Genomic DNA, 26,484 nt, shown 5'->3' with positions numbered 1-26,484 from the left:
CGCGCCGTCACAAGGAATGGTTCGGCGCACGGGGAGGCTTGTCGGCGTCACACCGCTTCGCCGCGCGCCAGCGCCGCCGAGTGACGGATCGCGGAAATATTGGCCTTGTAGGCTTCCAATGTGCCGCCCTTGAAGACCGCGGAGCCCGCGACCAGCGCATTCGCGCCGGCGGCGGCCAATTGTCCGGCGACGTCAGGGGCCACGCCGCCATCGACCTCGATGTCGATCGGACGGCCCGCGGCCATTGCCCTGATATCGCTGACCTTGCCGAGCGCCGACTTGATGAAAGCCTGGCCGCCGAAGCCGGGATTGACCGACATCACCAGCACCAGATCGATCAGGTCGATGACATATTCGATCGCACTCGCCGGCGTGCCCGGGTTGAGCGAGACGCCGGCCTTCTTGCCGAGCGCGCGGATCGCCTGCAGCGAGCGATGCAGATGCGGCCCGGCCTCGGCGTGGACGGTGATGTGATCGCAGCCGGCTTTTGCAAACGCCTCGAGATAGGGGTCGCAGGGCGAGATCATCAGATGCGCGTCAAAGATCTTCTTGGTGTGCGGGCGCATCGCCTTGATCACATCGGGACCGTAGGAAATGTTGGGCACGAAATGCCCGTCCATCACGTCGAGATGGATCCAGTCGGCGCCCGCCGCGTCCACGGCGCGGACTTCTTCGCCGAGCTTGGCGAAATCCGCCGCCAGGATCGACGGCGCGATGACGAGGGGACGCGACGCAAATTGCTGAGACATGTGCGCTTTCCCAAAACACTTAAGGGGCGGAACGGCTCCGCGTAACATGCAGGGCGGCCGGGGGCAATGCGACCGCGAAGGCGTCCTGTGGGCGGGAAAAAGTTGCCGGAGCGGGCATCTATTGCCGGGTTTGCCGGATCGGAACGGAAGCGGAAAGCCCGTTTTTATTGGGTTTTTCTGCATGGCACGGCACTTGCTGAGGAATATGCACGAGCTATCGGCCGCGACCGGCGCGGCGTTGTTGGAGTTTTGCCATGTTCCTTGCTTTGGGCGCCGCGTCGTCGGCGATCAATGTCCTCAAGGCCCTGACGTCGTCGAAGTCGTCGTCCGCGCAATCCACCGGCCTCAGCCAGGATGCCAAGACCCCGTTCGATCTAATGTCCTCGAGTTCGTCGGCTTCGGTCGGCTCGGGCTCGGGTTCCGGATCCGGCGGCGGCGGTTCGCAGATATCGCCGCAGACCATGAGCGCGCTGCTCGACGCGCAGAGCCAGTCCTCGACGGGGTCGACGACCACGGCATCCAAAAGCCGCTCCGCCGCGCTGAAGGACCTGTTCGCGCAGATCGATGGCGACGGCGACGGCAAGATCAGCAAGTCGGAATTTGAAGAGGCGCTCGGCGCCGGCGGCACCAACATCGCGCAGGCCGACAGCGTGTTCGGCAAGCTCGACAAGGACGGCGACGGCTCGGTCAGCCTCAAGGAACTGGCATCGGCGCTGAAGGGCGGCAAGAAACCTCACCATGATGCTGCCAGCGAGTCCGGCGGATCGAATTCCGATCCGCAGGCCCTGCAGGGCGCTTCCAGCACATCCGTCACCAACAGCGACGGTTCGGTGACGACGTCGCTCACCTATGCGGACGGATCCAAGGTAACGATGACGTCGGCCGCAGGCAAAAGCTCATCCACATCAGCGGCATCGTCCTACAATTTCATCGAGCAGATGATCCAGCGGCAGGCCCAACAGATTTCATCGGCCGCCACTTCATCGCTCTCGGTGAGCGTCTGAACACGAGACCCGGCGAGATCCCTTCGAACTGCGACCTAGCCGAAGCGATCGCTCCACGCCGGTAGCGCACCCAGAAAGGGTAGCGCGGTCGCACTGTGAACGCCGCGCGCAATTGCGCGGGCGACGGTGTTCGCGGCCACCATGCCGAGTTCGGTGAGGCCGAACCGCGGATCGATCGGCGTCTTGCCGGTCGCGGCGGCATACACCACGTCGCCATCCGTCGTGGCATGGACGGGATAAATGGCGCGCGCCATGCCGGTGTGCGCGATCATCGCCAGCCGTTTGGCCTGCGCTTTTGTCAGTATGGCGTCCGTGACCACGACCACCAGCGTGGTGTTCTCCGAAGACGCCGCGGCCGGGCCGCCCTTGAGGCGTGCGCTCAGCATGTCAGGCGTGAACGAGGGCGGCAGTCCCCGGCCGCCAAACTCATTGCCCGCCTCGAACGGCGCCGCCCAGAACCATGGCCCGTCGCCGACAGTCACGCTGCCCACCGCATTGACCACCGCGAGCGCGCCGACGGTGACGCCGCTTTCGGTTTGCGCGGAAGCGGAGCCAAGGCCGCCCTTGAAATTTGCTGTCGTCGCGCCGAGGCCTGCGCCGACGCTGCCCAGCGCGAAATCGCTGCTCGCCGCGCGCGCTGCGGCGTAGGCGAGATCGCGATAAGGCGGGAAGCGTCCCCATGCCTTGTTGCCGCCGTTGAGCAGATCGAAACAGATCGCGCCCGGAACGATCGGAATAACCGCCTCGCGGATTCTTAAGCCGCGGCCCTGTTCGGCAAGCCAGGCCTGTACGCCGCCCGCGGCATCCAGCCCGAGCGCCGAGCCACCGGATAACGCGATGGCGTCGATCGCCTCGACGGTGCTTTCGGGTTTGAGGAGGCCGTCCTCGCGGGTACCGGGCCCGCCGCCGCGCACGTCGATCGAGGCGACCGCAGGGGTATCGAAAAGGATCGCGGTAACGCCGGAGGCGACGTCCGCGTCGTGGGCGTGGCCGACGCGAACGCCGGCAATATCGGTGAGCAGGTTTTTCAAGGCGCCGGTCCGAGGCTGCATCCATCTGGGTGTCCCACGGATATATCAGCCGTCGGGAATGCTTCAACTGGCAAGCGCGAGCCGGATCATCCTGGCGAGCTCTGATTTGCGATAGGGTTTTGCCAGCAGCAGCACGCCGGAATCCAGGCGGCCATGATGCACGATGGCGTTCTCGGTATATCCTGATGTGAACAGGGTCTTGAGGCCCGGCCGCCGCTTCAGCGCTTCGTCGACGAGCTGGCGGCCGTTCATCGTGCCGGGCATGATCACGTCGGTGAAAAGCAGGTCGATGCCGGGGGCCTCGTCGATGAAACGCAAGGCGTCGGAAGCATTGGCCGCTTCGAGCGTGGTGTAGCCCAGGCTCTCGATCTGGGTCATCACGTAGCGGCGCACCAGCGCATCGTCCTCGACGACCAGAACGGTTTCGTTGCCGCCCTCGATACCAGCCGAGACCAGCACTTCCGCCGCGGTCTGCTGCAATCCCGTCGCCCGCGGCAGGTAGATCTTGACGGAGGTGCCGTGGCCTTCCTCGCTGTAGATCTTGACGTGTCCGCCCGACTGCTTGACGAAGCCGAACACCATGCTGAGGCCGAGGCCGGTGCCCCGGCCGACCTCCTTGGTCGTGAAAAACGGTTCGAATACCCGTTCGAGCAGCGCGGGCGGGATTCCGGAGCCGGTGTCGCTGATCGCGATCATCACGTAATTGCCGGCCGTGACCTCGCTCTGCATGTTCGCGTAGTTTTCGTCGAGAAAGACGTTGCTGGTCTCGAGCGCGAGCTTGCCGCCGTTGGGCATGGCATCGCGCGCATTTATTGCCAGATTGAGAACCGCCGTCGTAAGCAGGTTTGGATCGACCAGCGCGGTCCATGCATCTTCGGCCAATAGCGGCGTGATTTCGATGTTTTCGCCTAGGGTCGGGTGCAGCAGCTTCGCCGACTCCAGCACCAGCGCGTTGACGTCGACGTCAACCGGCTGCAGCGGCTGCTTGCGGGCAAAGGCGAGGAGATGTTTGGTCAGGTTGGCGCCGCGTTCGGCGGCTTCGTCGATCAGCTTGGCGATGGCGGCGAGCTGGGGCTGATCGGCGACTGCTTCCTCCAGAATGCCGATGGTGCCGGTGATCACGGTCAGGATGTTGTTGAAGTCGTGCGCGACGCCACCCGTGAGCTGGCCGACCGCATCCATCTTCTGCGCATGCCGCAACTGGGCTTCCGCGGCCTGCTTTTCAGTCAGGTCCCGGCCGATGAAGAAGTGGCGGTGGACCGGTTCCGACCACGTCCCGGTCCAGTTCAGCGCGACGGCCTTGCCTTCCTTGTCGATATAGCGCGTCTCGAAATTGCGCTTGCTTTGTCCCCGTCGCGCCGCCCGCATCTCCCTGCGGGTGTGTTCGAGGTCGTCGGGGTGGATGAATTCCACCGCGCTATGCCCGATCATGTCGGAGGGCTGATAGCCGAGGATCGCGGTGACGCTCGGGCTCACCTGGATGAAATTCCCCGCGGTGTCGGTCACCAGGATGAGGTCGTTCGAGGAATCGAATATACGCCGCCGCTCCTCGATTTCCTGGCTGAGCGCATGCTGCGTCCGCTTGCTTTCTGTGATGTCGCGCGCGGCTTTGGAGATGCCGACGATCTTGCCGGAGGCCAGGCGGATCGGGGAGATGCTCAGTGAAATGTCGACGGCGCTGCCATCCTTGCGCAGGCGTGAAGTTTCGTAATGTTCAATCGGCTCGCCTCGGCTGATCCGTTCGATGACATTGCGTATCTCGTCGCGCCGGTCCGGCGGGACGATGATGTTTATGTTCCTGCCGAGGGCTTCCGCTGCTGCGAAGCCGAACAGACGTTCGGCGGCTCCGTTCCAGCCGGTAATGGTGCCATCAAGCAATTTGGTGATGATGGCGTCGTTGGATGATTCCACGACCGCGCTGAATAGACTTTCGCGTTCGGTGCGGAGGTCCCTTTCCGAGGCGGCTTGCAGACGCAACGATCCGAGCAGGCGCGCCAGCTTCGCCTGCAGGCCGACATTTTCGACCAGGAGGATCCCCAGTACGAAACTGGCAGCGCAGAGCCCGTACAGACGGCCGGCGTAAAAGCCGAGATCGAACGTGGCCGCGTTGACAACTCCCGACAACGCGATGTCGAACAGCCAGGCGCACATCACGACCATGAGCCAGATGTCGAGCATCGAGTGTGGCCGCCGGAACCACAGGATCAGTAGCGCCATGAAGCTGAGAAACAGCTCGGTCGACAGGATTGTAATCAGAACGGAGTTGAAGTCCCCCTGTGCGCCGCTCAGAAGCGTGGGGAGGATGTCGTGCCCGGCGGTCACGATCCAGGTCGCGACCGACAGCGTAACACCGACGGCGATGACGCTGCCGAACAGTGCACGGCCGACTGACCCGCTGATTTTGGGGCCGCCATCCGTGTCCTTCAGCAATGCGTAGCCGATCGCCAGAAGCGGAAATCCAGTGTGCCAGATCTGGTAGAGCCAGACTGTTGTTTGCGGGCCCGAATTGAGAAGTCCGGTCGGAGAGAACACGCCCGGGAAGGACAGGGCGTGGACGATGGCTGCGGCCGCGGTGAACAGGTAACCGCTCGCAAGCAACAACAGAGCCCGCGACCGGAGCAGGGCAAATTGCGAAAACAACAGAACGGCCGTGATCAGATCGGCAATGGCGAGCGCGGATTGATAACTCGCAATGAACGCCGGAACGGGGGTAAGCGGCACCGTGGCAAACGGCACGGCGCATGCAAACAACACCGCCGAGATACCGACCACAACCAGCGCTGCGGCGCGATCGCGGCGGCTCGCCGGCATGGTCGAAAGAAAGATGATGTTGCGCTCGTCACCCATTGTCGTCTCCGGCAAACTGGCAGCGAACGCGCCATGGCAATAGCTTCAACGCGCGAAAACAATTCATCCGGCGCGGTCGGACATCCAGCCGATACTTGGCGCCACTGGACGCCGCTGGAATCGCAGCCCCGAGGCTACGCTAGCGTCGCCTCGGGGGGAATCAATTCAAGGCGACATATTACCGGACGATGCCGGAAGGAAAACTCGACAATAGGGTAACCGCCTCTTTACCGACCGGCTGAATAATCCCTGTGGAACCGCCGAAATCGACGAATTTCAACGTAAGCTGCTGCGCGACCGATCCGGGAGACTGCGATGCCTCGCGTGCTTGTTGTTGACGATCAAGCCGACGTTCGCACGATGATTTCCATCGTGCTGCGTATCCATCAGTTCGAAATCGTCGAGGCAGAAAGCGCCGCATCCGCATTGAAGCTGTTCGAGGAAGCAAGCTTCGATCTTGCGATCGTCGATATCTTTCTGGAGGGCACCAACGGCTCCGATCTGATTGCAGCGCTGCGCGGGCGCGTACCCGGTCTGCCTGTCATCGCGATTTCCGGAATGACCGCGTTGGACTTTCTGTCCGAAACGCCTGAGGTCTCCAATGTCGTCTGTCTGCAGAAGCCGTTTCGCCCGCCGGACTTGATGCGCGCGATCGAAGCGGCGCTGGGATCGCTCCGGCAATCGGCCGGTGCCGTCGTAACGGCGGCGCGATAGCTCGTCGGCTCTCATGGCTGGCCAACCGTCAAGCGCCCGGTTACCGCTCGGCGCGTCGCAAGCCGTTGCCGTCGACGGCGATCTCGCGAAGCGGGACCGGATCAGCGGCAAACTGCCGTTGCGGCAAGGGAACTGACAGGCAGCAAACGAGGCCTTCCGGGCGCCAATCGAATTCCGCCTGGCCGCCGAGCTGCGACTCGATGCTGGCGATCACGCTGCGCGTTCCGAATCCCCGCGACACCGGCTTCTCGACCGGCGGCCCGCCGGTCTCCACCCATATGATCTTGAGAACGCCTGCCTGGTCTTCTTCCCAGCCCACCGATAGCTGGCCCGACAGCGTCGAGAGGGCGCCGTACTTTGCCGAATTGGTGACGAGTTCGTGCAGCGCCAGCGCGACGGTCTGGGCCGTCGCCGGCTCGAGTTGGACCTCAGGACCGCGCAACGCGATCTGGTCGCCGGTGGAATAGGGCGCCAGCTCCTCCTCGATCAGCCTCCTTATTTCGGCGCCTTGCCAGCTCGACAGCGAAAGCACGGTGTGCACCCGCGCCAGCGCATTGATCCGTCCTTCGACCGAACGGACGTACATCTTCACGTTGTCGCCGCGCGTCAGGCGGACGATGGACTGCGCCAGCGCCAGCGCGTTCTTGGCGCGGTGATCGACCTCCCGCGCCAGCAGGCTTTGCCGTTCCTCGGCCTGCTTGCGCTCGGTGATATCGACGGTGACGCCGCTGACGCGGATGACACGGCCGCCCTTGTCGGTGCTTGCCGCCGCCGTTCCCGCGCACCAGCGCACCTCGCCGGTTGGCCGGATGATGCGGAATTCCGCTTCGTATGATTTCGTGCCTCGGGCGAAGCTCGCCCACGCCTCGTGCAATTCACGTACGTCGTCGGGGTGAAACAGCGCCTGGATATTGGCCGGCGTCAGTTCGAAGCTGCCGGGATCGATGCCGAGGATCTGATACTGGCCGTCGTCCCACATCCAGTCGCCATTGACCCAGTCCCAGTCCCACGATCCCATCTTCCCGGCGGCTATCGCGAGACTGCGGCGCTGCTCGCTTTCCAAAAGCCTCGCGTGCGATTCCTCCAGTTCGGCGGTGCGGGCGCGAACGCGATCTTCGAGCTCGACGTTGAGGCGCTCGAGCTGGCGCGTCTTGCGATAGAGCTCGGCGAACACCTTGATCTTGGCGCGCAATACCTCCGGCACGACGGGCACCGGAACATAGTCGACCGCCCCCATTTCGTAGCCGCGCAGCCGGTCGATGTCGCTGACTTGTATGGCGGATATGAATATCATCGCCGTCTTCTGGAAGCGGGGGTGTTCGCGGATCATGGCGGCCAGTTCGAAACCGTCCAGTTCCGGCATGCAGACGTCGACCAGGATGATGGCGACATCGTTCTTGAGCAGGAACTCGAGCGCTTCGCGCCCGGACGAAGCCTTGACCAGATTCTCGCCGAGTTCCTTCAGGATGACTTCATAGGCGAGCAGCTTCGCCGGCTGATCGTCAACCAGAAGAATATTTACCTTGTCTTGGTCCATCATCTACTTACGCCGGTCAACGGTGTAGCCACATTCGAATGGCGAGCAGCAACTGTTCGGTATTGACGGGTTTGGCGAGATAGTCCGAAGCGCCGGCTTCGAGGCATTTCTCGCGGTCGCCCTTCATCGCCTTGGCGGTCAGCGCGATGATCGGAAGGCGGCCGAACGACGGGTTCTGCCGGATAACGCCGATGGTCTGATATCCGTCCATCTGCGGCATCATGATATCCATCAGCACGATTGCGATATTCGGATTGGATTCGACAAGCGCGATGGCCTCATGGCCTGTCGTCGCGGTCAGCACCTTCATGCCGCGCCGTTCTAATACGCTCGACAGGGCAAAGATGTTCCGGGCGTCGTCGTCCACCAGAAGTGCGGTTTTGCCAACGAGATCCTCATCGGAGCTATTGAGCTTTTCGAGCATTCTCTGCTTTTCGACTGGCAATTCCGTGATCACACGGTGCAAAAACAGCGACGTTTCGTCGAGCAGGCGTTCCGGCGACTCGACGCCTTTCACCACGATGCTCCTCGCCATGGTGTGAAGTTCCGCATCTTCCTCTGCCGAAAGTTCCCGCCCGGTGAACACCACGACTGGCACGTTCGATAGCGTTTCGTCGCTGCGTAGCCGGTCGAGCACCTCAAAGCCACTCATATCAGGCAGCCGCAAATCCAATACGACGCAGTCGCACGGCTGGTTCCGCAGCGTCGACAACGCATCGGCGCCGGTATCGGCGGTGAGGATCTCGATGTCGTCGTGGCCGAGCAATTCGGTGATGCTCATCTGCTCGGCGGCATTGTCCTCCACGATCAGCAGGCGCTTGCGTCGGGGTTTTGCATATTCCTTGATCTGCGACAGCGCCGCGCTGACGCCTTCGGTCGTCGTCGGCTTGTTGACGAAGGAAAACGCGCCGCGCGCCAGCGCATGCTGACGGTCTTCGTCGAGCGTGATGATCTGCACCGGAATGTGCCGCGTCAGCGGGTTGTGCTTGAGCTGGCTCAGCACGGTCCAGCCCAGCATGTCCGGCAGGAATACGTCGAGCGAAACCGCGGCCGGCTGGAACTGCTTGGCGAGTTCGATCGCTTCGGCGCCACGGCTGGCGACCAGCACCTTGAAGCTCTTGTCGTGCGCCAGATCGATCAGCACCCGCGCATAATGCGGATCGTCCTCGACGATCAGGAGGATGGTATCTCCCGGCTCGAGGTTGAGGCGGTCGTCCGGCAACTGCTCGATGACCCGCTCCTGCGTCGCTGCGACCTGTAGCGCCGGCGTCGATGCGAAGGGCGACGGGGCAGGGGCCCGTGGCGCAACCGTCGGACCGGAATATTTCAGCGGCAGATAAAGCACGAAGGTAGAGCCCTTGCCGGGCGCGCTGCGCAGGTGAATTTCGCCGCCCAACAGGCCCGCGAGCTCGCGGCTGATGGCAAGGCCAAGGCCGGTGCCGCCGTATTTGCGGCTGGTGCCGGCATCCGCCTGCTGGAACGCCTCGAAGATCAGCTTCTGCTTTTCCAGGGGAATGCCGATGCCGGTGTCGGTCACCTCGAAGGCGACGACGGCCGCCGCATGGTTGAGGATCGGGTGCTCGGTGCTCCAGCCGCCGACGGCGGCCGATACGGTCAGCTCCACGCCGCCCTCGGCCGTGAACTTGAATGCGTTCGACAACAGATTTTTCAGGACCTGCTGCAGGCGCTTGGAGTCGGTCACCATGCTGCGGCTCAGATTCTCGTCGACCGAGATATTGAACGACAGACGGCGATTATCGGCCTCGTGCCTGAACGGCCGTCCGACGGTCTCCAAGAGGCTCGACGTCAGGATCTCCTCGGCATCGACCGTCACCGTGCCGGATTCGATCTTCGACAGGTCGAGGATGTCGCTGATCAGGTTGAGCAGGTCGGTGCCGGCGCCGTGGATGGTGCGGGCGAATTCGACCTGCTTCGCCGACAGATTGCCCTCCGGATTTTCGGTGAGCTGCTGGCCCAGGATCAGGATGCTGTTGAGCGGCGTGCGCAGCTCATGCGACATGTTGGCGAGGAATTCGGACTTGTACTTCGAGGTCAGCGAAAGCTCGGTCGCCTTTTCTTCGAGCGCGCGGCGGGCCTGTTCGATTTCCTGGTTCTTTCTTTCCACCTCGACGTTGCGTTCGGCAAGCTGCTGGGCCTTCTGTTCGAGCTGGTCGTTGGTCTGCTGCAATTCCTTTTGCTGCGTCTGCAATTCGCCGGCGAGCTGCTGGGATTGCTTCAACAGGCCCTCAGTCTGCATCGTGGCCTCAATGGAGTTGAGAACGATGCCGATGCTATCGGTCAATTGTTCGAGGAAGGTCATCTGCGAGGTCGTGAACGAACTGATCGAAGACAGTTCGATCACGGCCTTGACCTGGTTCTCGAACAGCACCGGAAGCACGACAATATTCTTCGGGATCACGCGCAACAGCCCCGAATTGATCGGCGCGGTATCGCTGGGGATATCCGCCACCAGCCGCTGACGCTTGTCCATGGCGCATTGGCCGATCAGCCCCTCGCCGAACTGCACGACTTGCGGATTCGGATTGGCGCCATCGCCGGCATAGGAAGAGAGCAGGCGCAACTGCGGGCTGTCGGCACTCTCGGTCTGATAGATCACGCCCATATGTGCATTGATCAGCGGCGCCAGTTCGGTCAGCAGCAGCCGGCCGACGGTGGAGAGGTCGCGTTGGCCCTGCAGCATGTTGGTGAATTTGGCGAGGTTGGTCTTCAGCCAGTCCTGTTCGGTATTCACCTGGGTCGTCAGGCGGAGGTTGCCGATCATCGTATTGATGTTGTCTTTGAGTTCGGCCACTTCGCCGCGGGCGTCGACCTGGATCGAGCGGGTCAGGTCGCCCTTGGTCACGGCGGTCGCGACCTCGGCGATCGAGCGCACCTGCGAGGTCAGGTTGGCGGCGAGCAGGTTCACGTTGCCGGTGAGGTCCTTCCAGGTGCCGGCGGCGCCGGGCACGTTGGCCTGGCCGCCGAGCCGTCCCTCGACGCCGACTTCGCGCGCCACGCTGGTCACCTGATCGGCGAAGGTGGCGAGCGTCTCCGTCATGTTGTTGATGGTGTCGGCAAGGGCTGCGACTTCGCCCTTCGACTTCACGGTCAGGTTCTGCTTCAGGTCGCCGTCGGCGACCGCCGTCACCACCTTGACGATGCCGCGCACCTGTTCGGTCAAATTGGCGGCCATGAAGTTGACGGTGTCGGTCAGGTCCTTCCAGGTGCCGGCGACGCCCGGCACCTGCGCCTGGCCGCCGAGCTTGCCCTCGGTGCCGACCTCGCGCGCCACGCGCGTCACTTCGCCGGCAAAGGCGTTGAGCTGGTCGACCATCGTGTTGATGGTGTTTTTCAACTCGAGGATTTCGCCCTTCACGTCGACCGTGATCTTGCGCGACAGGTCGCCGCGGGCCACGGCGGTTGTGACTTCGGCGATGTTGCGGACTTGCGTCGTCAGGTTGGCCGCCAAAAGGTTGACGTTGTCGGTCAGATCCTTCCACGTGCCGCCGACGCCGGGCACCACGGCCTGGCCACCCAATCGTCCCTCGGTGCCGACCTCGCGCGCCACGCGCGTCACTTCGCCGGCAAACGAGCGAAGCTGCTCGACCATCGTATTGAGGGTGTCTTTCAGCAGCAGGATTTCGCCGCGAACGTCGACCGTGATCTTCTTCGACAGGTCGCCTCCGGCAATTGCCGTGGCGACCTCGGCGATGTTGCGGACCTGCGCGGTCAGGTTCGAGGCCATGAAGTTGACGTTGTCGGTGAGATCCTTCCAGGTGCCGGCCACTTCAGGCACCTGGGCCTGGCCGCCGAGCTTGCCTTCGGTGCCGACTTCGCGCGCCACGCGCGTGACTTCCGAGGCGAAGGCGTTGAGCTGATCCACCATCGTGTTGACGGTGTTCTTCAGCTCGAGGATCTCGCCCTTGACGTCGACCGTGATCTTCTTCGACAGGTCGCCCTTCGCCACCGCCGTCGTGACTTCGGCGATGTTGCGGACCTGGCCGGTCAAATTGCCGGCCATCGAGTTGACGTTGTCGGTGAGGTCCTTCCAGGTGCCGGCGACACCAGGCACGTTGGCCTGGCCGCCGAGCCGTCCCTCGGTGCCGACCTCGCGCGCCACGCGAGTCACTTCGCCCGCAAAGCGGTTGAGCTGGTCGACCATCGTGTTGAGCGTTTCCTTGAGCTGCAGGATCTCGCCGCGCACGTCGACCGTGATCTTGCGCGACAGGTCGCCGCCGGCGATCGCGGTCGCCACCTCGGCGATGTTGCGGACCTGCGCCGTCAAATTGCCGGCCATCGAGTTCACGGAGTCCGTCAGATCCTTCCAAGTGCCGGCGACGCCGGTCACCTGGGCCTGGCCGCCGAGCTTGCCGTCGGTGCCGACCTCGCGCGCCACGCGCGTCACTTCGCCGGCGAACGCATTGAGCTGGTCGACCATCGTGTTGAGCGTTTCCTTCAGCTGAAGGATTTCGCCCGAGACGTTCACGGTGATTTTCTTCGACAGGTCGCCCTTGGCGACGGCGGTCGCGACTTCGGCGATGTTGCGGACCTGGCCGGTCAGGTTGCCGGCCATCGAGTTGACGTTGTCGGTGAGGTCCTTCCAGGTGCCGGCGACGCCGCGCACGTTGGCCTGGCCGCCGAGCTTGCCTTCGGTGCCGACTTCGCGCGCCACGCGTGTCACTTCGCCGGCGAACGCATTGAGCTGGTCAACCATCGTGTTGATGGTGTCCTTCAGCTCGAGAATTTCGCCGCGCACATCCACGGTGATCTTCTTCGACAGGTCGCCATTGGCGACCGCGGTCGTCACCTCGGCGATGTTGCGGACCTGCGCCGTCAGGTTGGAAGCCATCGAGTTGACGCTCTCGGTGAGGTCCTTCCAGGTGCCGGCGACGCCGAGCACATTGGCCTGGCCGCCGAGCCGCCCCTCGGTGCCGACTTCGCGCGCGACGCGGGTCACTTCGCCTGCGAAGGCGTTGAGCTGGTCGACCATCGTGTTGAGCGTTTCCTTCAACTGAAGGATTTCGCCCGACACGTTCACGGTGATCTTCTTGGAGAGGTCGCCGCCCGCAATCGCGGTCGCGACGTCGGCGATGTTGCGGACCTGCGCCGTCAGGTTGGAGGCCATGAAGTTGACGTTGTCGGTGAGGTCCTTCCAGGTGCCGGCGACTCCGGGAACCTGGGCCTGACCGCCGAGCTTGCCTTCGGTGCCGACCTCGCGGGCGACGCGCGTCACTTCGGAGGCGAACGAGTTGAGCTGGTCGACCATCGTGTTGATGGTGTCCTTTAGCTCCAGGATTTCGCCGCGGACGTCCACCGTGATCTTGCGCGAGAGGTCGCCGCGGGCGACCGCGGTGGTGACGTTGGCGATGTTGCGGACCTGGGCGGTGAGGTTGCCGCACATCGCGTTCACGGAATCGGTCAGATCCTTCCAGGTGCCGGCGACGCCCGGGACGATGGCCTGGCCGCCGAGCTTGCCGTCGGTGCCGACTTCGCGCGCCACACGCGTCACTTCGGAGGCGAAGGAGCGGAGCTGATCCACCATCGTGTTGATGGCTTCCTTGAGCTGCAGGATTTCGCCGCGGACGTCCACCGTGATCTTCTTCGACAGGTCGCCATTCGCCACCGCGATGGTGACCTCGGCGATGTTGCGGACCTGGCCGGTCAGGTTGTTGGCCATCGAGTTGACGCTCTCGGTCAGGTCTTTCCAGACGCCTGTCACTTCCGGCACCTGGGCCTGGCCGCCGAGCTTGCCCTCGGTGCCGACCTCGCGCGCCACGCGCGTCACTTCCGAGGTGAACACGGAAAGCTGCTTGATCATCGTGTTGACGATGTTGGCCGACTGCAAGAATTCGCCGCCAAGTGGGCGGCCCTCGACATCGAGCTGCACGGTTTGCAAGAGATCGCCTTGGGCCACGGCGGCGACCGCACGCGTGACTTCGCGGGTCGGCCACAGCAGGTCGTCGATCAGCGTGTTGACGGAGCCTTCCATGTCCGCCCACGAGCCGCTCGAGAGGTCGAACTTGACGCGATGCCTTGTCTTGCCTTCCCGGCCGACGACCTGGCCGACGCGCTCCAGTTGCTGCGCCATTCGCTGGTTGGCGGCGACGATTTCGTTGAAGGTGTCGGCGATTTTGCCCTCGATGCCGACGTGATCGCCGGTCATCCGTACCGAGAAGTCGCCCGCGCGCATCGCCTGCAAGGCGTGCAGCAGATCCTGCATCGGGTCGGACGTGCCGTTGGTGGGGGCGGGTTTGGATTGAGCGACCCGGCGAGCGGAGGGTGATGCTCCAGGGGAAAGGTCGCTCATGGTGTTTCCTCGGCCAGTTCGCGCAAAATCACTTCGGCTGAAATGTGATTTCACGGATAGAACCGCTGCCCCATCGGCATAGCAAGCCGGAATAACGGTTAAGGTCGAGAAATCAATGACATGGAACTCAGCCCAAATGCTCAATGCTTCGGGAACCCAAAGGTTCCCATGGCCCGGAAAATAAATGGAACCCGAAATAAAACGCCCCGGCAAGCCGGGGCGTTTGAAGCTCTGATCTATGAGGGGGTCAGGAACCCTTCGGATTGATCTCGGTGTAGTTGCCCTTGGCGTCCCACTTGTAGACGACGTAGTCGATCACCTTGATGTCGCCCTTGGCATCGAAGCCCAGCTTGCCGAGCACGGTGTCCCAATCGCCGGCCTTGATGGTCTCCATGACCTTCTTCGGATCGGTGGTCTTCGCCTTCGCCACCGCTTGCGTCCAGACCTGCATCGCGGCATAGGTGTAGAGGGTGTAGCCCTCGGGATCGATGTTCTTGGCCTTGAACTTCTCGACGATCGCCTTCGCGGTCGTCTTGTTGCGCGGGTCGGGACCGAAGGTGAACAGCGTGCCTTCGGCGGCCGGACCTGCGATCGAGGCGAACTCCTTGTCGTTCAAGGCGTCGCCCGCCATCAACACCGTCTTGAGGCCCTGGTCGCGCATCTGGCGCAGGATCAGCCCGGATTCCTGGTGGTAGCCGCCGACAAAGACCAGATCGATGTTGTCGCGCTTCAGGCGCGACACGATCGCGTTAAAATCCTTGTCGCCCTTGTTGTAGGACTCGAACATCTTCTCGGTGATGCCGGCCTTGTTGAGCGCCTTCTTGGTTTCGTCGGCAAGGCCTTTGCCATAGGTGGTCTTGTCGTTGAGGATGGCGACGTTCTTGCCTTTGTAGTTCTTGACGATGTAGTCGGCGGCAACCAGGCCCTGCTGATCGTCACGGCCGCAGACGCGCGCCACGTTCCAGAGCTTGCGCTCGGTGAACAGCGGGTTGGTCGAGGCCGGCGTAATCTGCAGCACGTTGCCGTCGGCATAGGCTTCCGACGCCGGGATCGACGACGACGAGCAGAAGTGACCGGCCACGAACGGGATCTTGGCGCTGGCGAACTTTTCCGCCACCGAGCGAGCCTGCTTGGGATCGCAGGCATCGTCGCCGATCTGGAGCGCCAGTTTCTTGCCGAGCACGCCGCCGGCGGCGTTGATGTCGGCCACCGCCTGTTCGGCGCCGTTCTTCATCTGCCGGCCGAACGCGGATTCGCCGCCCGTCATCGGGCCCGCCACTGCGATGGAGATGTCCTGCGCCAGCGCCGTTGTCGAAAGCGCCAACGATGCGCCCAATGCCAGGCCGATGAGTTTCAGTGATTTCATGAGGTATCCTCGTGGGTAGGTCGATTTCGGGAAACACCCGGCAGGCCGGGTACGAAAATCACACCCATTGTCGGCTGATTTTACCGCGAAGTCATCGGCAATTTTCGGGCAAATCCCCGGTCCGTTCGCCGCATCTTGCCGCAGCTTGCCGTGTCCCGGATGCGGTGCAGCGTTTTTCACGCTGCTCCGCAGAGCCGGGACCCACGCAGTCGGACAAGCGGACCCCGGATCAGCAGCGCACCACCATAGCGCGTCGAAGACGCGCGTAAACGCGCTTTTGGCGCTGCGCAGCATCCGGGGAACGTTTCCGGCGCTATTCCCGCCGGCCGCCCTCCAGATAGGCGGCGCGGATTTCCGGGCGCTGCAGCAATTCGCTGCCGGTTCCGGACAGGGTGATCAGGCCGTTGACCATGACATAGCCGCGATGGGCCAGTTTCAGCGCGTGGTTGGCGTTCTGTTCGACGATCAGGACGGTCAGGCCGTCCTGCCGGTTCAGGGTCCGGATCGCATCGAAAATCTGCCGCGCGATCAGGGGGGCCAACCCCAGCGAGGGCTCGTCCAGCATCAACAGGCGGGGGCGGCTCATCAGCGCCCGACCGATCGCCAGCATCTGCTGCTCGCCGCCGGACAGCGTGCCGCCGCGCTGGGTTATGCGTTCCTTGAGCCGCGGGAACAGCGCGAAGACGCGTTCCAGGCTGCTCGCCCGATCGGCCTCGCTGCTATCGGTCGCATCAGCCCCCATCTGCAGGTTTTCCGCCACGCTCATGCGCGGGAAAATGCGGCGGCCCTCGGGGGATTGAGCGATCCGCAGCCTGGCGATGTCATGCGTCGGCACGCCGGTGATGTCCTGGCCGTCGAATTCGATCGTCCCTGAGCGGGCGCGGGGCCGGCCGAAGATCGTCATCATCAGGGTCGACTTGCCGGCGCCGTTGGCCCCGATCAGGGCGACGATTTCGCCGGCGTTGATGTCGAGATCGACGCCCTTCAGCGCCTCGATCTTGCCGTAGGCCGCGCGCAGCGAGCGGATCGCGAGCAGGGGCGTTGCGGGTGACGCGCTCACGTGCCGCTCTCCATCACGGCGATGGCTTCCTCTTCGTCGGTGCCGAGATAGGCGGCGATCACCTTGGGATCGTCGCGGATCTGTTGCGGCGTGCCTTCGGCGATCTTGACCCCGTGATCCATCACCACGACATGGTCGGAGATTTCCATCACCACGCTCATGTCGTGCTCGATCAGGAGGATCGAGGTGCCGTGGTCGGTGCGGATCGAGAGCAGCAATTCGCTTAAGGCAGCGCTTTCGCGCGCGTTGAGGCCGGCCGCCGGCTCGTCGAGGCAGAGCAGCGCGGGCTTGGTGCACATCGCGCGCGCGATCTCCAGACGCCGCTGGTCGCCATAGGGCAAATTGCCGGCGGCTTCGTCGGCGCGATCCAGGAGGCCGATGCGGTCGAGCCAGGTCCGCGCCAGATCGATTGCGGCCTGCTCGGCATTGCGCCAGGAGGGTGCGCCGATCAGGCCCAGAAACGTCAGCCCGGAGGCGCGCATCAGCGCGTTGTGCTGCGCCACCATCAGATTCTCCAGCGCCGTCATGCCTGGAAACAGCCGGATGTTCTGGAAGGTCCGCGCGACCCGGGCAAGTTTGGAAATCCGGAAATCGTTCAGCCGCTCGAGCCGGATGGCGTGGCCGTCATCGTGCACGAGCCGCATCGCGCCCGAGGTCGGCTTGTAGAAGCCGGTGATGCAGTTGAACACGGTGGTCTTGCCGGCGCCGTTCGGCCCAATCAGCGCGGTGATCTTGCGTCGCTCGGCATTGAAGGAGAGATCGTTGACGGCGACGATGCCGCCGAAGCGCATCGACAGGCGATCGACCGACAGGATGTGGTCGCCGCTCATCCGTGTCCCTCCTTGACAAGGTCGGATGAGATCGCCTGATTGTGTTTCAGGAAAACGGTCGGCGCGCGGTGGCCGATCAGGCCGCGCGGCCGCCAGATCATCAGCAGCACCATCGCCATGCCGAACACCAGCATGCGATACTGGTCGAGGCCGCGGAACAGCTCGAAGCCACCGATCATGGCGAGCGCCGCGAGCGCTACGCCAAGCTGCGAGCCCATGCCGCCGAGCACGACGATCGCCAGCACCAGCGCCGATTCATGGAAGGTGAAGGATTCCGGGCTAATGAAGCCTTGTCTCGTGGCGAAGAAGGCGCCGGCGAAGCCGCCGAACATCGCGCCTGTCGCGAACGCGGTCAGCTTGGTCGTGGTGGTGTTGATGCCGAGCGCGCGGCAGGCGACCTCGTCCTCGCGCAGCGCTTCCCAGGCGCGGCCGATCGGCAGCCGCCGCAGCCGGATCGTGACCCAGTTGGTGAGCAGCGCAAGCGCCAGGATAATGTAGAACAGGAATACGATGCGGTGGGTCGGCGAATACTCGATGCCGAGTATGGCCGCAAGCCCGTCATCGCCGGCCGAGAGCGGAATGCCGAACAGAGTTGGCCGGGGAATGCCGGTGACGCCGTTCGGTCCGCCGGTCACGCTCTGCCAGTTGAGGAGAACGAGGCGGATGATCTCGCCGAAGGCCAGCGTGACGATGGCGAGATAGTCGCCGCGCAGCCGCAGTACGGGAAAGCCGAGCAGCACGCCCCAGAAGGCGGCGAGGATGCCGGCAAGCGGCAGGCAGATCCAGAACGACAGCCCGAAATTGGTCGCCAGCAGCGCGTAGGAATAGGCGCCGACCGCGTAGAACGCGACATAGCCGAGGTCGAGCAGGCCGGCGAGGCCGACCACCACGTTCAGTCCCCATCCGAGCATCACGTAAGTGAGAACGAGGATGCCGAGGTCGAGAATGTAGCGCTCATTGTAGAAGATGACCGGCACCAGAAACGTAAAGACCAGCAGCACCGGCGCGATCAGGCGTCCGGCCAGCGAAAGCGTGCTTTGCACCGCAGGCGGTACCACACGGATAGTGCCGACCGGTCCCCACCACTGTCGCAGCAACTCGAACACGATGCTGCCGCCGAACACGGTCGCAACCATCGCGGCGAGGTCGCCGAACCGCGTCCAGTAGATCAGTTGTCCCTGTGGTCCCGCTTCGGTGCGCACGCCGATCATCAGCGAGAACAGCACCAGCGCCACCAGCGCGCTGATCAGCGCTTTCTTGAAGATGAAAGCTGCGCCCGGAGCGCGCGAGGTTTGGGCGGCGGGGGGTGCGCTCACGCTGCCGTCCGTCAGACTTTTTCAACTTCGGGCCGGCCGAGCAGGCCGGTCGGAAGGAAGATCAGGACCACGATCAGGATCGAGAACGCGGCGACGTCCTTGTACTCGACCGAGAAGTAGGCCGACCACAGCGTCTCAATCAGGCCGATCAGAAGCCCGCCCAGCATCGCGCCGGGCAGCGAACCGATGCCGCCAAGGACGGCGGCGGTGAATGCCTTGATGCCCGCGACGAAGCCCATGAAGAAATCGACCAGCCCGTAATAGAGCAGGTACATCATGCCGGCGACGGCGGCCAGCGCTGCGCCGATCACGAAGGTCATGGAGATGGTGCGATCGACATCGACGCCGAGCAGCGAGGCCATGGTCTGGTCCTGTTCGCAGGCGCGCATGTCGCGCCCCAACCGCGTGCTCGATACCAGCCAGGTAAACAGCGCCAGCAGCACCACGGTGGTGATGACGACGATGATCTGGACGTTGGAAAGCTGCACTACGAAGCCTTCGGCGCCCTCGTGCAGGGTATAGCCGCCGGTAATGATCGGCGGTACCGGTTTTACGCGCGCACCCTGCGCGACCTGGGAAAAATTGGTCAGCACGAATGACATACCGATCGCGGAGAGCATCGGCGCCAGGCGGAACGAGTGCCGCAGCGGCCGGTAGGCGATGCGTTCCACTGTCCAGCCATAGAGTGCCGTAATCGCCATCGACACCAGCAGCACGATCAGGAGAATAAGGGGGACCGCGGTCAGGCCGAATGAGACCAGGATCAGGAAGGTGATCAGGGCGATGAAGCCACCGATCATGAAGATATCGCCATGGGCGAAATTGATCATGCCGACGATGCCGTAGACCATCGTGTAGCCGATCGCGATCAGGCCGTAGATCGAGCCGAGCACGAGGCCGTTGATCAGTTGTTGCGCGAAATAATCCATGTGCTGCCGTGTCTAGAGCGGGCGGCGCGGCGAGAGCTCCGGCAGCCCGATGCGACGCGTCGTGTCGTTTTCTAACAGGTGGGAACCGGGGGCGGCAACAGCGCCGGGTGCGGCTTAATTGGCTTGTACAGAGCTAGTTTTTGCGCAGCGGTTCCCGCTCCACAGTCCTGCCACGCCTTTGCCGCGCAATGATCGCAGCGGAACCGGCGTTCCCTTGCAACGAATGCCATGCCCCTCCGTTTACTCCAGCTATGGTCAAAACAACGGAGATCCCCGATGACCAATCAGAACAATCCGGGCCAGCAGAACCAGAACCCGGGTCAGAAGCCCGGCCAGCAGCAGCAGGGCGGCGGCCAGAAGCCGGGTCAGCAGCAGCAGGATCCGGGCCGCGAGAAGCCGAACCCCAACCGTCAGGGGAAGCAGATGCCCGATCAGGACCGCTAGGCCGGATTGGTAAGTGAGTAAGAGAAGGCCCTGCCGAAAGGCGGGGCTTTTCTTTTGTGGCGTTCGACCCCGCCACCGTCGTGGTCGAACTCGTGTCCCGGACGCGTCGCGTCACCACAGCGTGTCGAAGACGCGCGTAAACGCGCTGATGGTGCGGGCGCCGCGTCCGGGACACGAGTCCTCGGCCATCCATCTCCTTGCGAAGAGGGATGGACCCCGGCGCGGCGCCCGCCGGGCTAACTCTTCGGCAAGCCTGGTTTTGCAGCGCGGCGATACAGGACGCACAGAAAGGCCAATAGCACGGCGGCCGACAGGCCGAGCGACCAATGAATGCCGATCGCGGCACCGGCGAGGCCCACGGTGATGCCGCTGAAGGCCCGCATCCCGAGCCCGGCCATGTTGAACAGGCCGACAACGCGGCCGCGGATATCGGCGGGGGCATTTATCTGGACCAGCGCCTGCGCCATCGTGTTGAACGACAGCTCGAAGAAGCCTGCGGCAAACAGCAACGCGATCGCCAGCGTGTAAATCCCAACGGAGGCGAACGCGAGCAGCGACAGGCTCCACAGAATGGCGAGCACGATGGCCGTCCGGGGATCAGGCTTGAGTCGTCCCCACGCTTCGAGCGCAATGCCCGCAAGCAGCGCGCCGGCGGCGTCGGCGGCCAGCAGCACGCTGTAGGACACGCCGGGGTCGCCGTGCCCGAGATCGCCGGCAAACCCCGGCATCTGGGCATGGTAGGCGTTGCCGATCATGAAGGAGGTCAGCCCGGCGAGCAGCGTCATCGAGGTCAGCACCCGCTGCGTGCCGATGTCGCGGATGGTCTGCATGATGTCGGCAAGGCCGCGGACGGGGATGCGCCGGGGCGCGGCGTCCTTGGCTCTGGTGGGCGCCCAGAACAGCCAGAGCAGCATCGGCAGATAGAACAGCGTGTTGAAAATGATGCCGTGGGATGGGCCGAGCGCCAGCATGATGACGCCGCCCACGGCCGGACCGACCAGGATGCCGAGATAGCGCGCCGTCGCGTTCAGCCGCACCGCGCTCGGCAGATTGGCCGGGCCTACGATGTCGTAGAGCAGCAATTGGTTCGGCGTCTGCCACAGCACGCCGGCGCAGCCATGGATGACGAGCAGCAGCATCGCGTGCCACATCTCAAGTGTGTCGGTGATGAAGAAGTATCCCCATCCGCTGGAGGCCACGATGAAGAGCAGCATCCCGCACTGGATGATGCGGCGCGGATCGAACCGGTCGGCCAGCGAGCCTACGGCGACCGAAAACAGCAGGAACGGAAGCCAGTGCGACAGCACCGCAAAGCCCGCCAGCGCGGGGGAATGGAATTTCTGGAAGACCACCCAATAGCTGATCACGTGCTCGATATTGTCGGCCATCATGGCCAGCACATAGGCTGCGAACTGGGTGCGATAGGGCGCGGACCTCATGGCCGCGAACGAGCCGGATGCCGCCACGGGGGTCGTCGAAGGTTCGGCGCTCAACAGATCACCTGGGTAAAGCTTGATGCGAGCTAGCTCTTCAGCAAACCCATTTCGGCGATGATCGCGTTCGCTTCCTTGACCGCGTGGTTGGCCGCTGGCACGCCGCAATAGATCGCCTGCTGCAGCAGGATTTCCTTGATGTCGTCGGGCGTGAAGCCGCCCTCGGCAAGGGCCGCACGCACATGCAGGCGGAATTCATCCCACTGTCCCAGCGCGACCATGGTGCCGATCACAAGCACGCGGCGGGTGCGATGGTCGAAATGCGGCCGGGTCCAGATATCGCCCCAGGCATAGCGGGTGATCAGGTCCTGGAAGTCGGTGTTGAACGCGTTGCGGTTCTTGATCGACTTGTCGACCCATTCATTGCCGAGCACTTTTCGGCGCTGGGCCATGCCGTCGTCGCGGCGTTGGTTATCGTCCATTGGTGTCTCCTCCCGTCATTGCGAGCCAACGGGTCGCGCGAATGCGCGCCCGATGATAAACTCCGCGAGCAATCCATTTCACGGCTTGCTGAGACATGGATTGCTTCGTCGCTTCGCTCCTCGCAATGACGTCGTTCGAGTTAGCGTTGCGTCAAAAAGCCCACCAGCGCGTCGGTGAAGGCGTGTGGCTGCTCGACATTCGAAATATGCGCCGCATCGAGGATGGTCATGCTGGCGCCGGGAATCCGGCTGCGCATGAATTCGGCGTCCGCGACCGTCGTCGACATGTCGTGGCGGCCGGCGATGACCAGCGTCGGGCTCTTGATTTTCGGCAGCAGCTCGCGCTGGTCGAGGGTCGACAGCGCCTCGCAGCAGGCGATGTAGCCCTCGACCGGCGTGGTCAGCATCATCGCCTTCATGTTGGCCGCGATCTGCGGCTCGCGTTCGCGAAAATCCGCCGTCAGCCAGCCCGCCATCACGGCGTCGGCCACCGCGGCGATGCCGCCTTGCTTCACCGCCTTGATGCGGTCGTTCCAGCGCGTCGGGTCTGGGTAATGGCAGGTGGTGTTGGCCAGCACGATCTTGCCGAATCTGTCTGATGCGTTGGCGCCCAGCCATTGCCCGACCATGCCGCCCATCGACAGGCCGCACCAATGGGCTTTGGCGATGTTGAGGTCGTCGAGGATCGCCAGCACGTCGCGCCCGAAACGCTCCAATGAATAGGGCCCGGGCGGTACGCTCGACTTGCCGTGGCCGCGCCGGTCGTAGCGGATGACGCGGAACACCTGCGTCAGCGCCTTCATCTGCGGCTCCCACATCTGCATGGTCGAGCCCAGCGAATTCGACAGCATCAGCGTCGGTCCGCCGTCGCGGCCTTCCACGGATACGTTGAGCAGGCACCCATCGGCGTCGATCATCGGCATCTGGAGTTCTCCGGTCTCTTACTTGTCGTCCAGCGAAGCGAGCAGGCGGTCGATCAGGGCTTGCGAGGCGCCCTGATAGGCCATCGGCTCGAACAGTTCAGCGATTCTGCCGGCATCGAGCTGTGCGGTGACCTTGGCATCCGCCGTCAGGACATCGCGCAAATGTTTCTTTTCCTTGACCGCCTTCTTGCTCGCGGCTTCGATCAGATGGTGCGCGTCGCTCTTGCCGATCTTTTCGGCCAGCGCCATCGTCACGGCTTCCGCCATGATCAGTCCGTCCGTCGCGTCGAGATTGACGCGCATGCGCGCAGCATCGACTTCCAGCCCCTCGGCGATGTCGACAATGGCCGCCAGCGCGCCCGAGGTGACCAGCAGCAGCGTCGGTAGCGTCGGCCATTCCGCGTGCCAGGGGCCGGCGCTGCGCTCATGATCCTGCACCTGCGCCGCAAAGATCGTCGCCGCGAGATTGGGGGCCATGGTGGCCGCCGCCAGCGCACTGGCCGCCGCGACGGGATTGCGCTTGTGCGGCATGGTGGAGGAGCCGCCGCGGCCTTCGCCCGAGGGCTCGAACGCTTCGCCGACATCGGTCTGCATCATCAGCGAAACATCGCGCGCGATCTTGCCGCAGGTGCCGGCGATGATGGCGAGAACCGAGGCCGCCTCCGCAATGCGGTCGCGGTGGGTGTGCCAGGGAGCGTCGGGTAGCGGCAACTTGAGCTCTGCTGCCAGTCGTTCTGAGACCTGCATTCCCTTGTCGCCGAGGGCGGCGAGCGTGCCGGCGGCGCCGCCGAATTGCAGCGCCAGCGTCTCGCTGCGCAAGCGCTGCAGCCGCAGCTTCGAGCGGTGCAGCGCCGCGGCATATTCGGCGAGCTTCAGTCCGAACGGCATCGGCAGCGCATGCTGCAGCCAGGTGCGGGCGACTACCGGGGTGTGGCGGTGCTGACGTGCCAGTGCGGCAAAGCCCGCGATCGCGCGATTGGTGTCGGCGAGCAGCGCGTCGATGCCGGCGCGAAGCCCGAGCATGGCGCCGGTATCGATGACGTCCTGGCTGGTCGCGCCCCAATGGACATAGCGCGCCGCCGCGGCATCCGATTTGGCGACATTGGCCGTCAGCGCCTTGACGAGCGGGATGGCGAGGTTGCCAGACCTAGTCGCGGCGTCGGCCAGTGCGGCGAGGTCGAATGATTCGGCCCTGCACGCATTCGTGATCGGTCCCGCAGCGCTTGCCGGAATGACCCCCAGCGCGGCCTCGGTGCGCGCCAGCGCAGCCTCGAAATCCAGCATGTTTTGCAAGGTTGCAGCATCGTCGCAGATCGCGCGCATGGCGGCGCTCGACAGCATCGGGGCAAGCAATGGGGAGAGTGAGGTGCTCATCTGCGCGCGACCTAACCATTCCGGCCTGTCCATGCCAATGCCCTTGTCGGAGCACACGTGTTGCACTTGCGAATATGCATCGCTTATCGCCCTTCCTTTTGGCCCGGCCGTGCTTTACTTGGGGATATCAGACGCGATCCAGGAGGCACCCCCATGGCCATGACGATGAACGGCGAAGTCCAGCTTGCGGCGTCGCGCGAGGCCGTGTGGGCCAAGCTGAACGATCCGGAAGTGCTGAAGGCCTGCATCCCCGGCTGCGAGGAGCTGGAAAAGACCGAGGACAACGGCTTCCGCGCCACCGCCAAAATGAAGGTCGGGCCGGTCTCCGCCCGCTTCAAGGGCAAGGTCAATTTGAGCGATCTCGATCCGCCCAACGGCTACAAGATCTCGGGCGAAGGCGAGGGCGGCGTCGCCGGCTTTGCCAAGGGTGGCGCCACCGTTGCGCTCGCCGAAAAGGATGGCGGTACCCTGCTGAGCTATAATGTCGAGGCCCAGATCGGCGGCAAGCTCGCCCAGCTCGGCCAGCGCCTGATCAACGGCGCGGCCAAGAAACTGGCCGACGAGTTCTTCGCCAATTTCGCCAAGGCCGTGCAGGGCTGATTCCCCTGCAAGGCTGATTCTGACGCAGGCCTCAAGCCCCGTCCCGCAGTCCCGCCAAGTCCATTAGGCATGCCCCAGACGAGGGGCTCCTGAGGTTGCTCATTACCGGGATGGCCCATATTATGGCTTTTGGAATGACTTTAAACGCCTGCGCGGCCGATATGCGGCGGTGCAGCTCAAGAGAGTGCTGATGGCCAAGATTTCCCTGATCGTGAACGGTAACCCCGTAAACGCCAATGTCGATTCCCGTACCCTGCTGGTCCAGTTTCTGCGGGAAAATCTCCGGCTGACAGGCACCCATGTCGGCTGCGACACCTCGCAGTGCGGCGCCTGCGTCGTCCATCTCGACGGCAAGGCGGTGAAGTCCTGCACCACGCTCGCGGTCATGGCCGACGGCCATGAGGTCAAGACCATCGAGGGGCTGGCCGCCGACGGCGCGCCGCTGCATCCGATGCAGGAAGCTTTTCGCGAGCATCATGGCCTGCAGTGCGGCTTCTGCACTCCCGGCATGATCATGACCGCGGTCGATCTGGTCAATCGCAAGGGCCACGATCTTTCGGACCACGTCATCCGCGAAGAGCTTGAAGGCAATCTGTGCCGCTGCACCGGCTATCAGAACATCGTCCAGTCGATCGCCGCCGGCGCCAAGGCGATGGCCAAATCTGCTTAATCGACCAATCGATTTCATCGCGACCGCGATCAGGAAGTTCTCAATGTACGAATTCAAATATCATCGTCCGGGGACCGTGCGGCAGGCCGCCAACCTCCTGTTGAAGAACGAAGACGCCAAGGTGATCGCCGGCGGTCATACGCTGGTGCCGGTCATGAAGCAGCGGCTCGCCAGCCCGCCGCATCTGGTCGACCTCTCCCATATCGAAGGGCTCGACGCCATCGAGATGAAGGGCCGTTCGCTGGTGATCGGCGCGACCGCCAAACATGCGGCCGTCGCGACGTCGCCGATCGTCGGCGAAGCCATTCCGGCGCTGGCCGAGCTTGCCGGCGGAATCGGCGATCCCGCGGTGCGTCACAAGGGTACCATCGGCGGCTCGCTCGCCAACAACGATCCGACCGCGGATTATCCTGCCGCGGTGCTCGCGCTCGGCGGCACCATCGTCACCAACAAGCGCCGCCTCAAGGCGGAAGAGTTTTTTCAGGGCCTGTTCACCACTGCGCTGGAGAGCGACGAGATCATCACCAAGGTGATGTTCCCGCTGGCGAAGAAGGCGGCCTACATCAAGTTCCGCAACCAGGCCTCGCGTTACGCGCTGGTCGGCGTGTTCGTCGCCAAGCGTCCGTCGGATGTGCGCGTCGCCGTCACCGGCGCCGGCTCGGACGGCGTGTTCCGCGCTACCGCGTTCGAGGAAGCGCTGAAGAAGCGTTTTTCGCACAAGGTGCTCGACGGCATCTCGGCGCCGGCCGATGGGCTGAACAGCGATCTGCACGGCAGCGCCGAATATCGCGCGCATCTGATCGGCGTCTTGACGCGCCGCGCCGTCGAAGCCGCGACGGCGAAGTAAGCTTGCCGATTACCGGCGTAT

20 protein-coding genes are annotated in these 26,484 nt (G+C 63.8%); 6 read left to right on the top strand and 14 right to left on the bottom strand.

Annotation, left to right across the window (positions count from 1 at the left end; genetic code table 11):
* Positions 1-47: 47 nt before the first annotated feature.
* Positions 48-749, bottom strand: coding sequence for a ribulose-phosphate 3-epimerase (gene rpe, locus IVB22_RS30055; RefSeq protein WP_247520774.1), 702 nt, complete (start codon positions 747-749; stop codon positions 48-50).
* Between the two features lie 254 nt (positions 750-1,003).
* Between rpe and IVB22_RS30050 the strand changes: the two genes are divergently transcribed.
* Positions 1,004-1,753: an EF-hand domain-containing protein gene (locus tag IVB22_RS30050; RefSeq protein ID WP_247520773.1), complete on the top strand. Its 750-nt coding sequence runs from the start codon at positions 1,004-1,006 to the stop codon at positions 1,751-1,753.
* A gap of 35 nt (positions 1,754-1,788) precedes the next feature.
* On the opposite strand, the gene IVB22_RS30045 is transcribed toward IVB22_RS30050, so the two are convergent.
* Together IVB22_RS30045 and IVB22_RS30040 are read right to left on the bottom strand one after the other, a co-directional pair.
* Positions 1,789-2,784, bottom strand: a complete 996-nt coding sequence (locus IVB22_RS30045; protein ID WP_247520969.1) for a P1 family peptidase — start codon at positions 2,782-2,784, stop codon at positions 1,789-1,791.
* A 63-nt stretch (positions 2,785-2,847) separates the two neighbouring features.
* On the bottom strand, positions 2,848-5,631 hold the full coding sequence (locus IVB22_RS30040; RefSeq protein ID WP_247520772.1) for a PAS domain S-box protein: 2,784 nt from the start codon (positions 5,629-5,631) through the stop codon (positions 2,848-2,850).
* Positions 5,632-5,946: 315 nt separating this feature from the next.
* Between IVB22_RS30040 and IVB22_RS30035 the strand changes: the two genes are divergently transcribed.
* Entirely contained in the window at positions 5,947-6,345 is a 399-nt protein-coding gene (locus IVB22_RS30035; protein ID WP_247520771.1) for a response regulator, read from the top strand.
* 40 nt (positions 6,346-6,385) lie between these two features.
* Here IVB22_RS30035 and IVB22_RS30030 read toward each other — a convergent pair whose 3' ends face one another.
* The 7 genes from IVB22_RS30030 to IVB22_RS30000 form a co-directional block, all read right to left on the bottom strand.
* The gene (locus IVB22_RS30030; RefSeq protein ID WP_247520968.1) at positions 6,386-7,882 is read right to left on the bottom strand and encodes an HWE histidine kinase domain-containing protein; all 1,497 of its coding nucleotides are present in this window, start codon (positions 7,880-7,882) and stop codon (positions 6,386-6,388) included.
* Positions 7,883-7,898: 16 nt separating this feature from the next.
* Entirely contained in the window at positions 7,899-14,189 is a 6,291-nt protein-coding gene (locus tag IVB22_RS30025) for a HAMP domain-containing protein (RefSeq protein ID WP_247520770.1), read from the bottom strand.
* 247 nt (positions 14,190-14,436) lie between these two features.
* Complete coding sequence (locus tag IVB22_RS30020; RefSeq protein ID WP_247520769.1) at positions 14,437-15,555, bottom strand: branched-chain amino acid ABC transporter substrate-binding protein; 1,119 nt, start codon at positions 15,553-15,555, stop codon at positions 14,437-14,439.
* Between the two features lie 313 nt (positions 15,556-15,868).
* Positions 15,869-16,615 carry an ABC transporter ATP-binding protein gene (locus tag IVB22_RS30015; RefSeq protein ID WP_247520768.1) on the bottom strand — a complete coding sequence of 249 codons (747 nt, stop codon included), beginning with the start codon at positions 16,613-16,615 and terminating at the stop codon, positions 15,869-15,871.
* The gene (locus tag IVB22_RS30010) at positions 16,612-17,445 is read right to left on the bottom strand and encodes an ABC transporter ATP-binding protein (RefSeq protein WP_247520767.1); all 834 of its coding nucleotides are present in this window, start codon (positions 17,443-17,445) and stop codon (positions 16,612-16,614) included. Before IVB22_RS30010 ends, IVB22_RS30015 begins: the two co-directional genes overlap by 4 nt.
* Entirely contained in the window at positions 17,442-18,761 is a 1,320-nt protein-coding gene (gene livM / locus IVB22_RS30005) for a high-affinity branched-chain amino acid ABC transporter permease LivM (RefSeq protein ID WP_308200478.1), read from the bottom strand. Before livM ends, IVB22_RS30010 begins: the two co-directional genes overlap by 4 nt.
* An 11-nt stretch (positions 18,762-18,772) precedes the next feature.
* Positions 18,773-19,690, bottom strand: a complete 918-nt coding sequence (locus IVB22_RS30000; protein ID WP_247520766.1) for a branched-chain amino acid ABC transporter permease LivH — start codon at positions 19,688-19,690, stop codon at positions 18,773-18,775.
* A 276-nt stretch (positions 19,691-19,966) separates the two neighbouring features.
* Between IVB22_RS30000 and IVB22_RS29995 the strand changes: the two genes are divergently transcribed.
* Complete coding sequence (locus IVB22_RS29995) at positions 19,967-20,134, top strand: hypothetical protein (protein ID WP_247520765.1); 168 nt, start codon at positions 19,967-19,969, stop codon at positions 20,132-20,134.
* Positions 20,135-20,370: 236 nt separating this feature from the next.
* Here IVB22_RS29995 and IVB22_RS29990 read toward each other — a convergent pair whose 3' ends face one another.
* The 4 genes from IVB22_RS29990 to IVB22_RS29975 form a co-directional block, all read right to left on the bottom strand.
* The gene (locus IVB22_RS29990; RefSeq protein WP_308200481.1) at positions 20,371-21,600 is read right to left on the bottom strand and encodes an MFS transporter; all 1,230 of its coding nucleotides are present in this window, start codon (positions 21,598-21,600) and stop codon (positions 20,371-20,373) included.
* Positions 21,601-21,656: 56 nt separating this feature from the next.
* Positions 21,657-22,049, bottom strand: a complete 393-nt coding sequence (locus IVB22_RS29985; RefSeq protein WP_247520764.1) for a carboxymuconolactone decarboxylase family protein — start codon at positions 22,047-22,049, stop codon at positions 21,657-21,659.
* Between the two features lie 140 nt (positions 22,050-22,189).
* Positions 22,190-22,972, bottom strand: a complete 783-nt coding sequence (gene pcaD, locus IVB22_RS29980; protein WP_247520763.1) for a 3-oxoadipate enol-lactonase — start codon at positions 22,970-22,972, stop codon at positions 22,190-22,192.
* An 18-nt stretch (positions 22,973-22,990) separates the two neighbouring features.
* Positions 22,991-24,346 (bottom strand): 3-carboxy-cis,cis-muconate cycloisomerase, encoded by a 1,356-nt coding sequence (locus IVB22_RS29975; RefSeq protein ID WP_247520762.1) that lies wholly within the window; start codon positions 24,344-24,346, stop codon positions 22,991-22,993.
* A 153-nt stretch (positions 24,347-24,499) separates the two neighbouring features.
* Between IVB22_RS29975 and IVB22_RS29970 the strand changes: the two genes are divergently transcribed.
* The 3 genes from IVB22_RS29970 (at position 24,500) to IVB22_RS29960 (ending at position 26,463) form a co-directional block, all read left to right on the top strand.
* Entirely contained in the window at positions 24,500-24,946 is a 447-nt protein-coding gene (locus IVB22_RS29970) for a CoxG family protein (protein WP_247520761.1), read from the top strand.
* Positions 24,947-25,136: 190 nt separating this feature from the next.
* Positions 25,137-25,616 carry a (2Fe-2S)-binding protein gene (locus IVB22_RS29965; protein WP_247520760.1) on the top strand — a complete coding sequence of 160 codons (480 nt, stop codon included), beginning with the start codon at positions 25,137-25,139 and terminating at the stop codon, positions 25,614-25,616.
* A gap of 43 nt (positions 25,617-25,659) precedes the next feature.
* Positions 25,660-26,463, top strand: coding sequence for a xanthine dehydrogenase family protein subunit M (locus IVB22_RS29960; protein WP_247520759.1), 804 nt, complete (start codon positions 25,660-25,662; stop codon positions 26,461-26,463).
* Positions 26,464-26,484: the final 21 nt, after the last annotated feature.

It is taken from the genome of Bradyrhizobium sp. 190 (genome assembly GCF_023073415.1).
GTDB lineage: Bacteria > Pseudomonadota > Alphaproteobacteria > Rhizobiales > Xanthobacteraceae > Bradyrhizobium.
This window is presented reverse-complemented; position numbering and strand designations above follow the sequence as displayed.

Excerpts from the sequence above, each read along its gene's own strand:
- IVB22_RS29995 (WP_247520765.1), top strand. The coding sequence starts at position 19,967 with ATGACCAATCAGAACAATCCGGGCCAGCAGAACCAGAACCCGGGTCAG.
- IVB22_RS30040 (WP_247520772.1), bottom strand. The coding sequence starts at position 5,631 with ATGGGTGACGAGCGCAACATCATCTTTCTTTCGACCATGCCGGCGAGC.
- IVB22_RS30050 (WP_247520773.1), top strand. The coding sequence starts at position 1,004 with ATGTTCCTTGCTTTGGGCGCCGCGTCGTCGGCGATCAATGTCCTCAAG.
- pcaD (WP_247520763.1), bottom strand. The coding sequence starts at position 22,972 with ATGCCGATGATCGACGCCGATGGGTGCCTGCTCAACGTATCCGTGGAA.
- IVB22_RS30025 (WP_247520770.1), bottom strand. The coding sequence starts at position 14,189 with ATGAGCGACCTTTCCCCTGGAGCATCACCCTCCGCTCGCCGGGTCGCT.
- rpe (WP_247520774.1), bottom strand. The coding sequence starts at position 749 with ATGTCTCAGCAATTTGCGTCGCGTCCCCTCGTCATCGCGCCGTCGATC.
- IVB22_RS30000 (WP_247520766.1), bottom strand. The coding sequence starts at position 19,690 with ATGGATTATTTCGCGCAACAACTGATCAACGGCCTCGTGCTCGGCTCG.
- IVB22_RS29975 (WP_247520762.1), bottom strand. The coding sequence starts at position 24,346 with ATGAGCACCTCACTCTCCCCATTGCTTGCCCCGATGCTGTCGAGCGCC.
- IVB22_RS30030 (WP_247520968.1), bottom strand. The coding sequence starts at position 7,882 with ATGGACCAAGACAAGGTAAATATTCTTCTGGTTGACGATCAGCCGGCG.
- IVB22_RS29960 (WP_247520759.1), top strand. The coding sequence starts at position 25,660 with ATGTACGAATTCAAATATCATCGTCCGGGGACCGTGCGGCAGGCCGCC.
- IVB22_RS30020 (WP_247520769.1), bottom strand. The coding sequence starts at position 15,555 with ATGAAATCACTGAAACTCATCGGCCTGGCATTGGGCGCATCGTTGGCG.
- IVB22_RS30035 (WP_247520771.1), top strand. The coding sequence starts at position 5,947 with ATGCCTCGCGTGCTTGTTGTTGACGATCAAGCCGACGTTCGCACGATG.
- IVB22_RS30010 (WP_247520767.1), bottom strand. The coding sequence starts at position 17,445 with ATGAGCGGCGACCACATCCTGTCGGTCGATCGCCTGTCGATGCGCTTC.
- IVB22_RS29965 (WP_247520760.1), top strand. The coding sequence starts at position 25,137 with ATGGCCAAGATTTCCCTGATCGTGAACGGTAACCCCGTAAACGCCAAT.
- IVB22_RS29985 (WP_247520764.1), bottom strand. The coding sequence starts at position 22,049 with ATGGACGATAACCAACGCCGCGACGACGGCATGGCCCAGCGCCGAAAA.
- IVB22_RS29970 (WP_247520761.1), top strand. The coding sequence starts at position 24,500 with ATGGCCATGACGATGAACGGCGAAGTCCAGCTTGCGGCGTCGCGCGAG.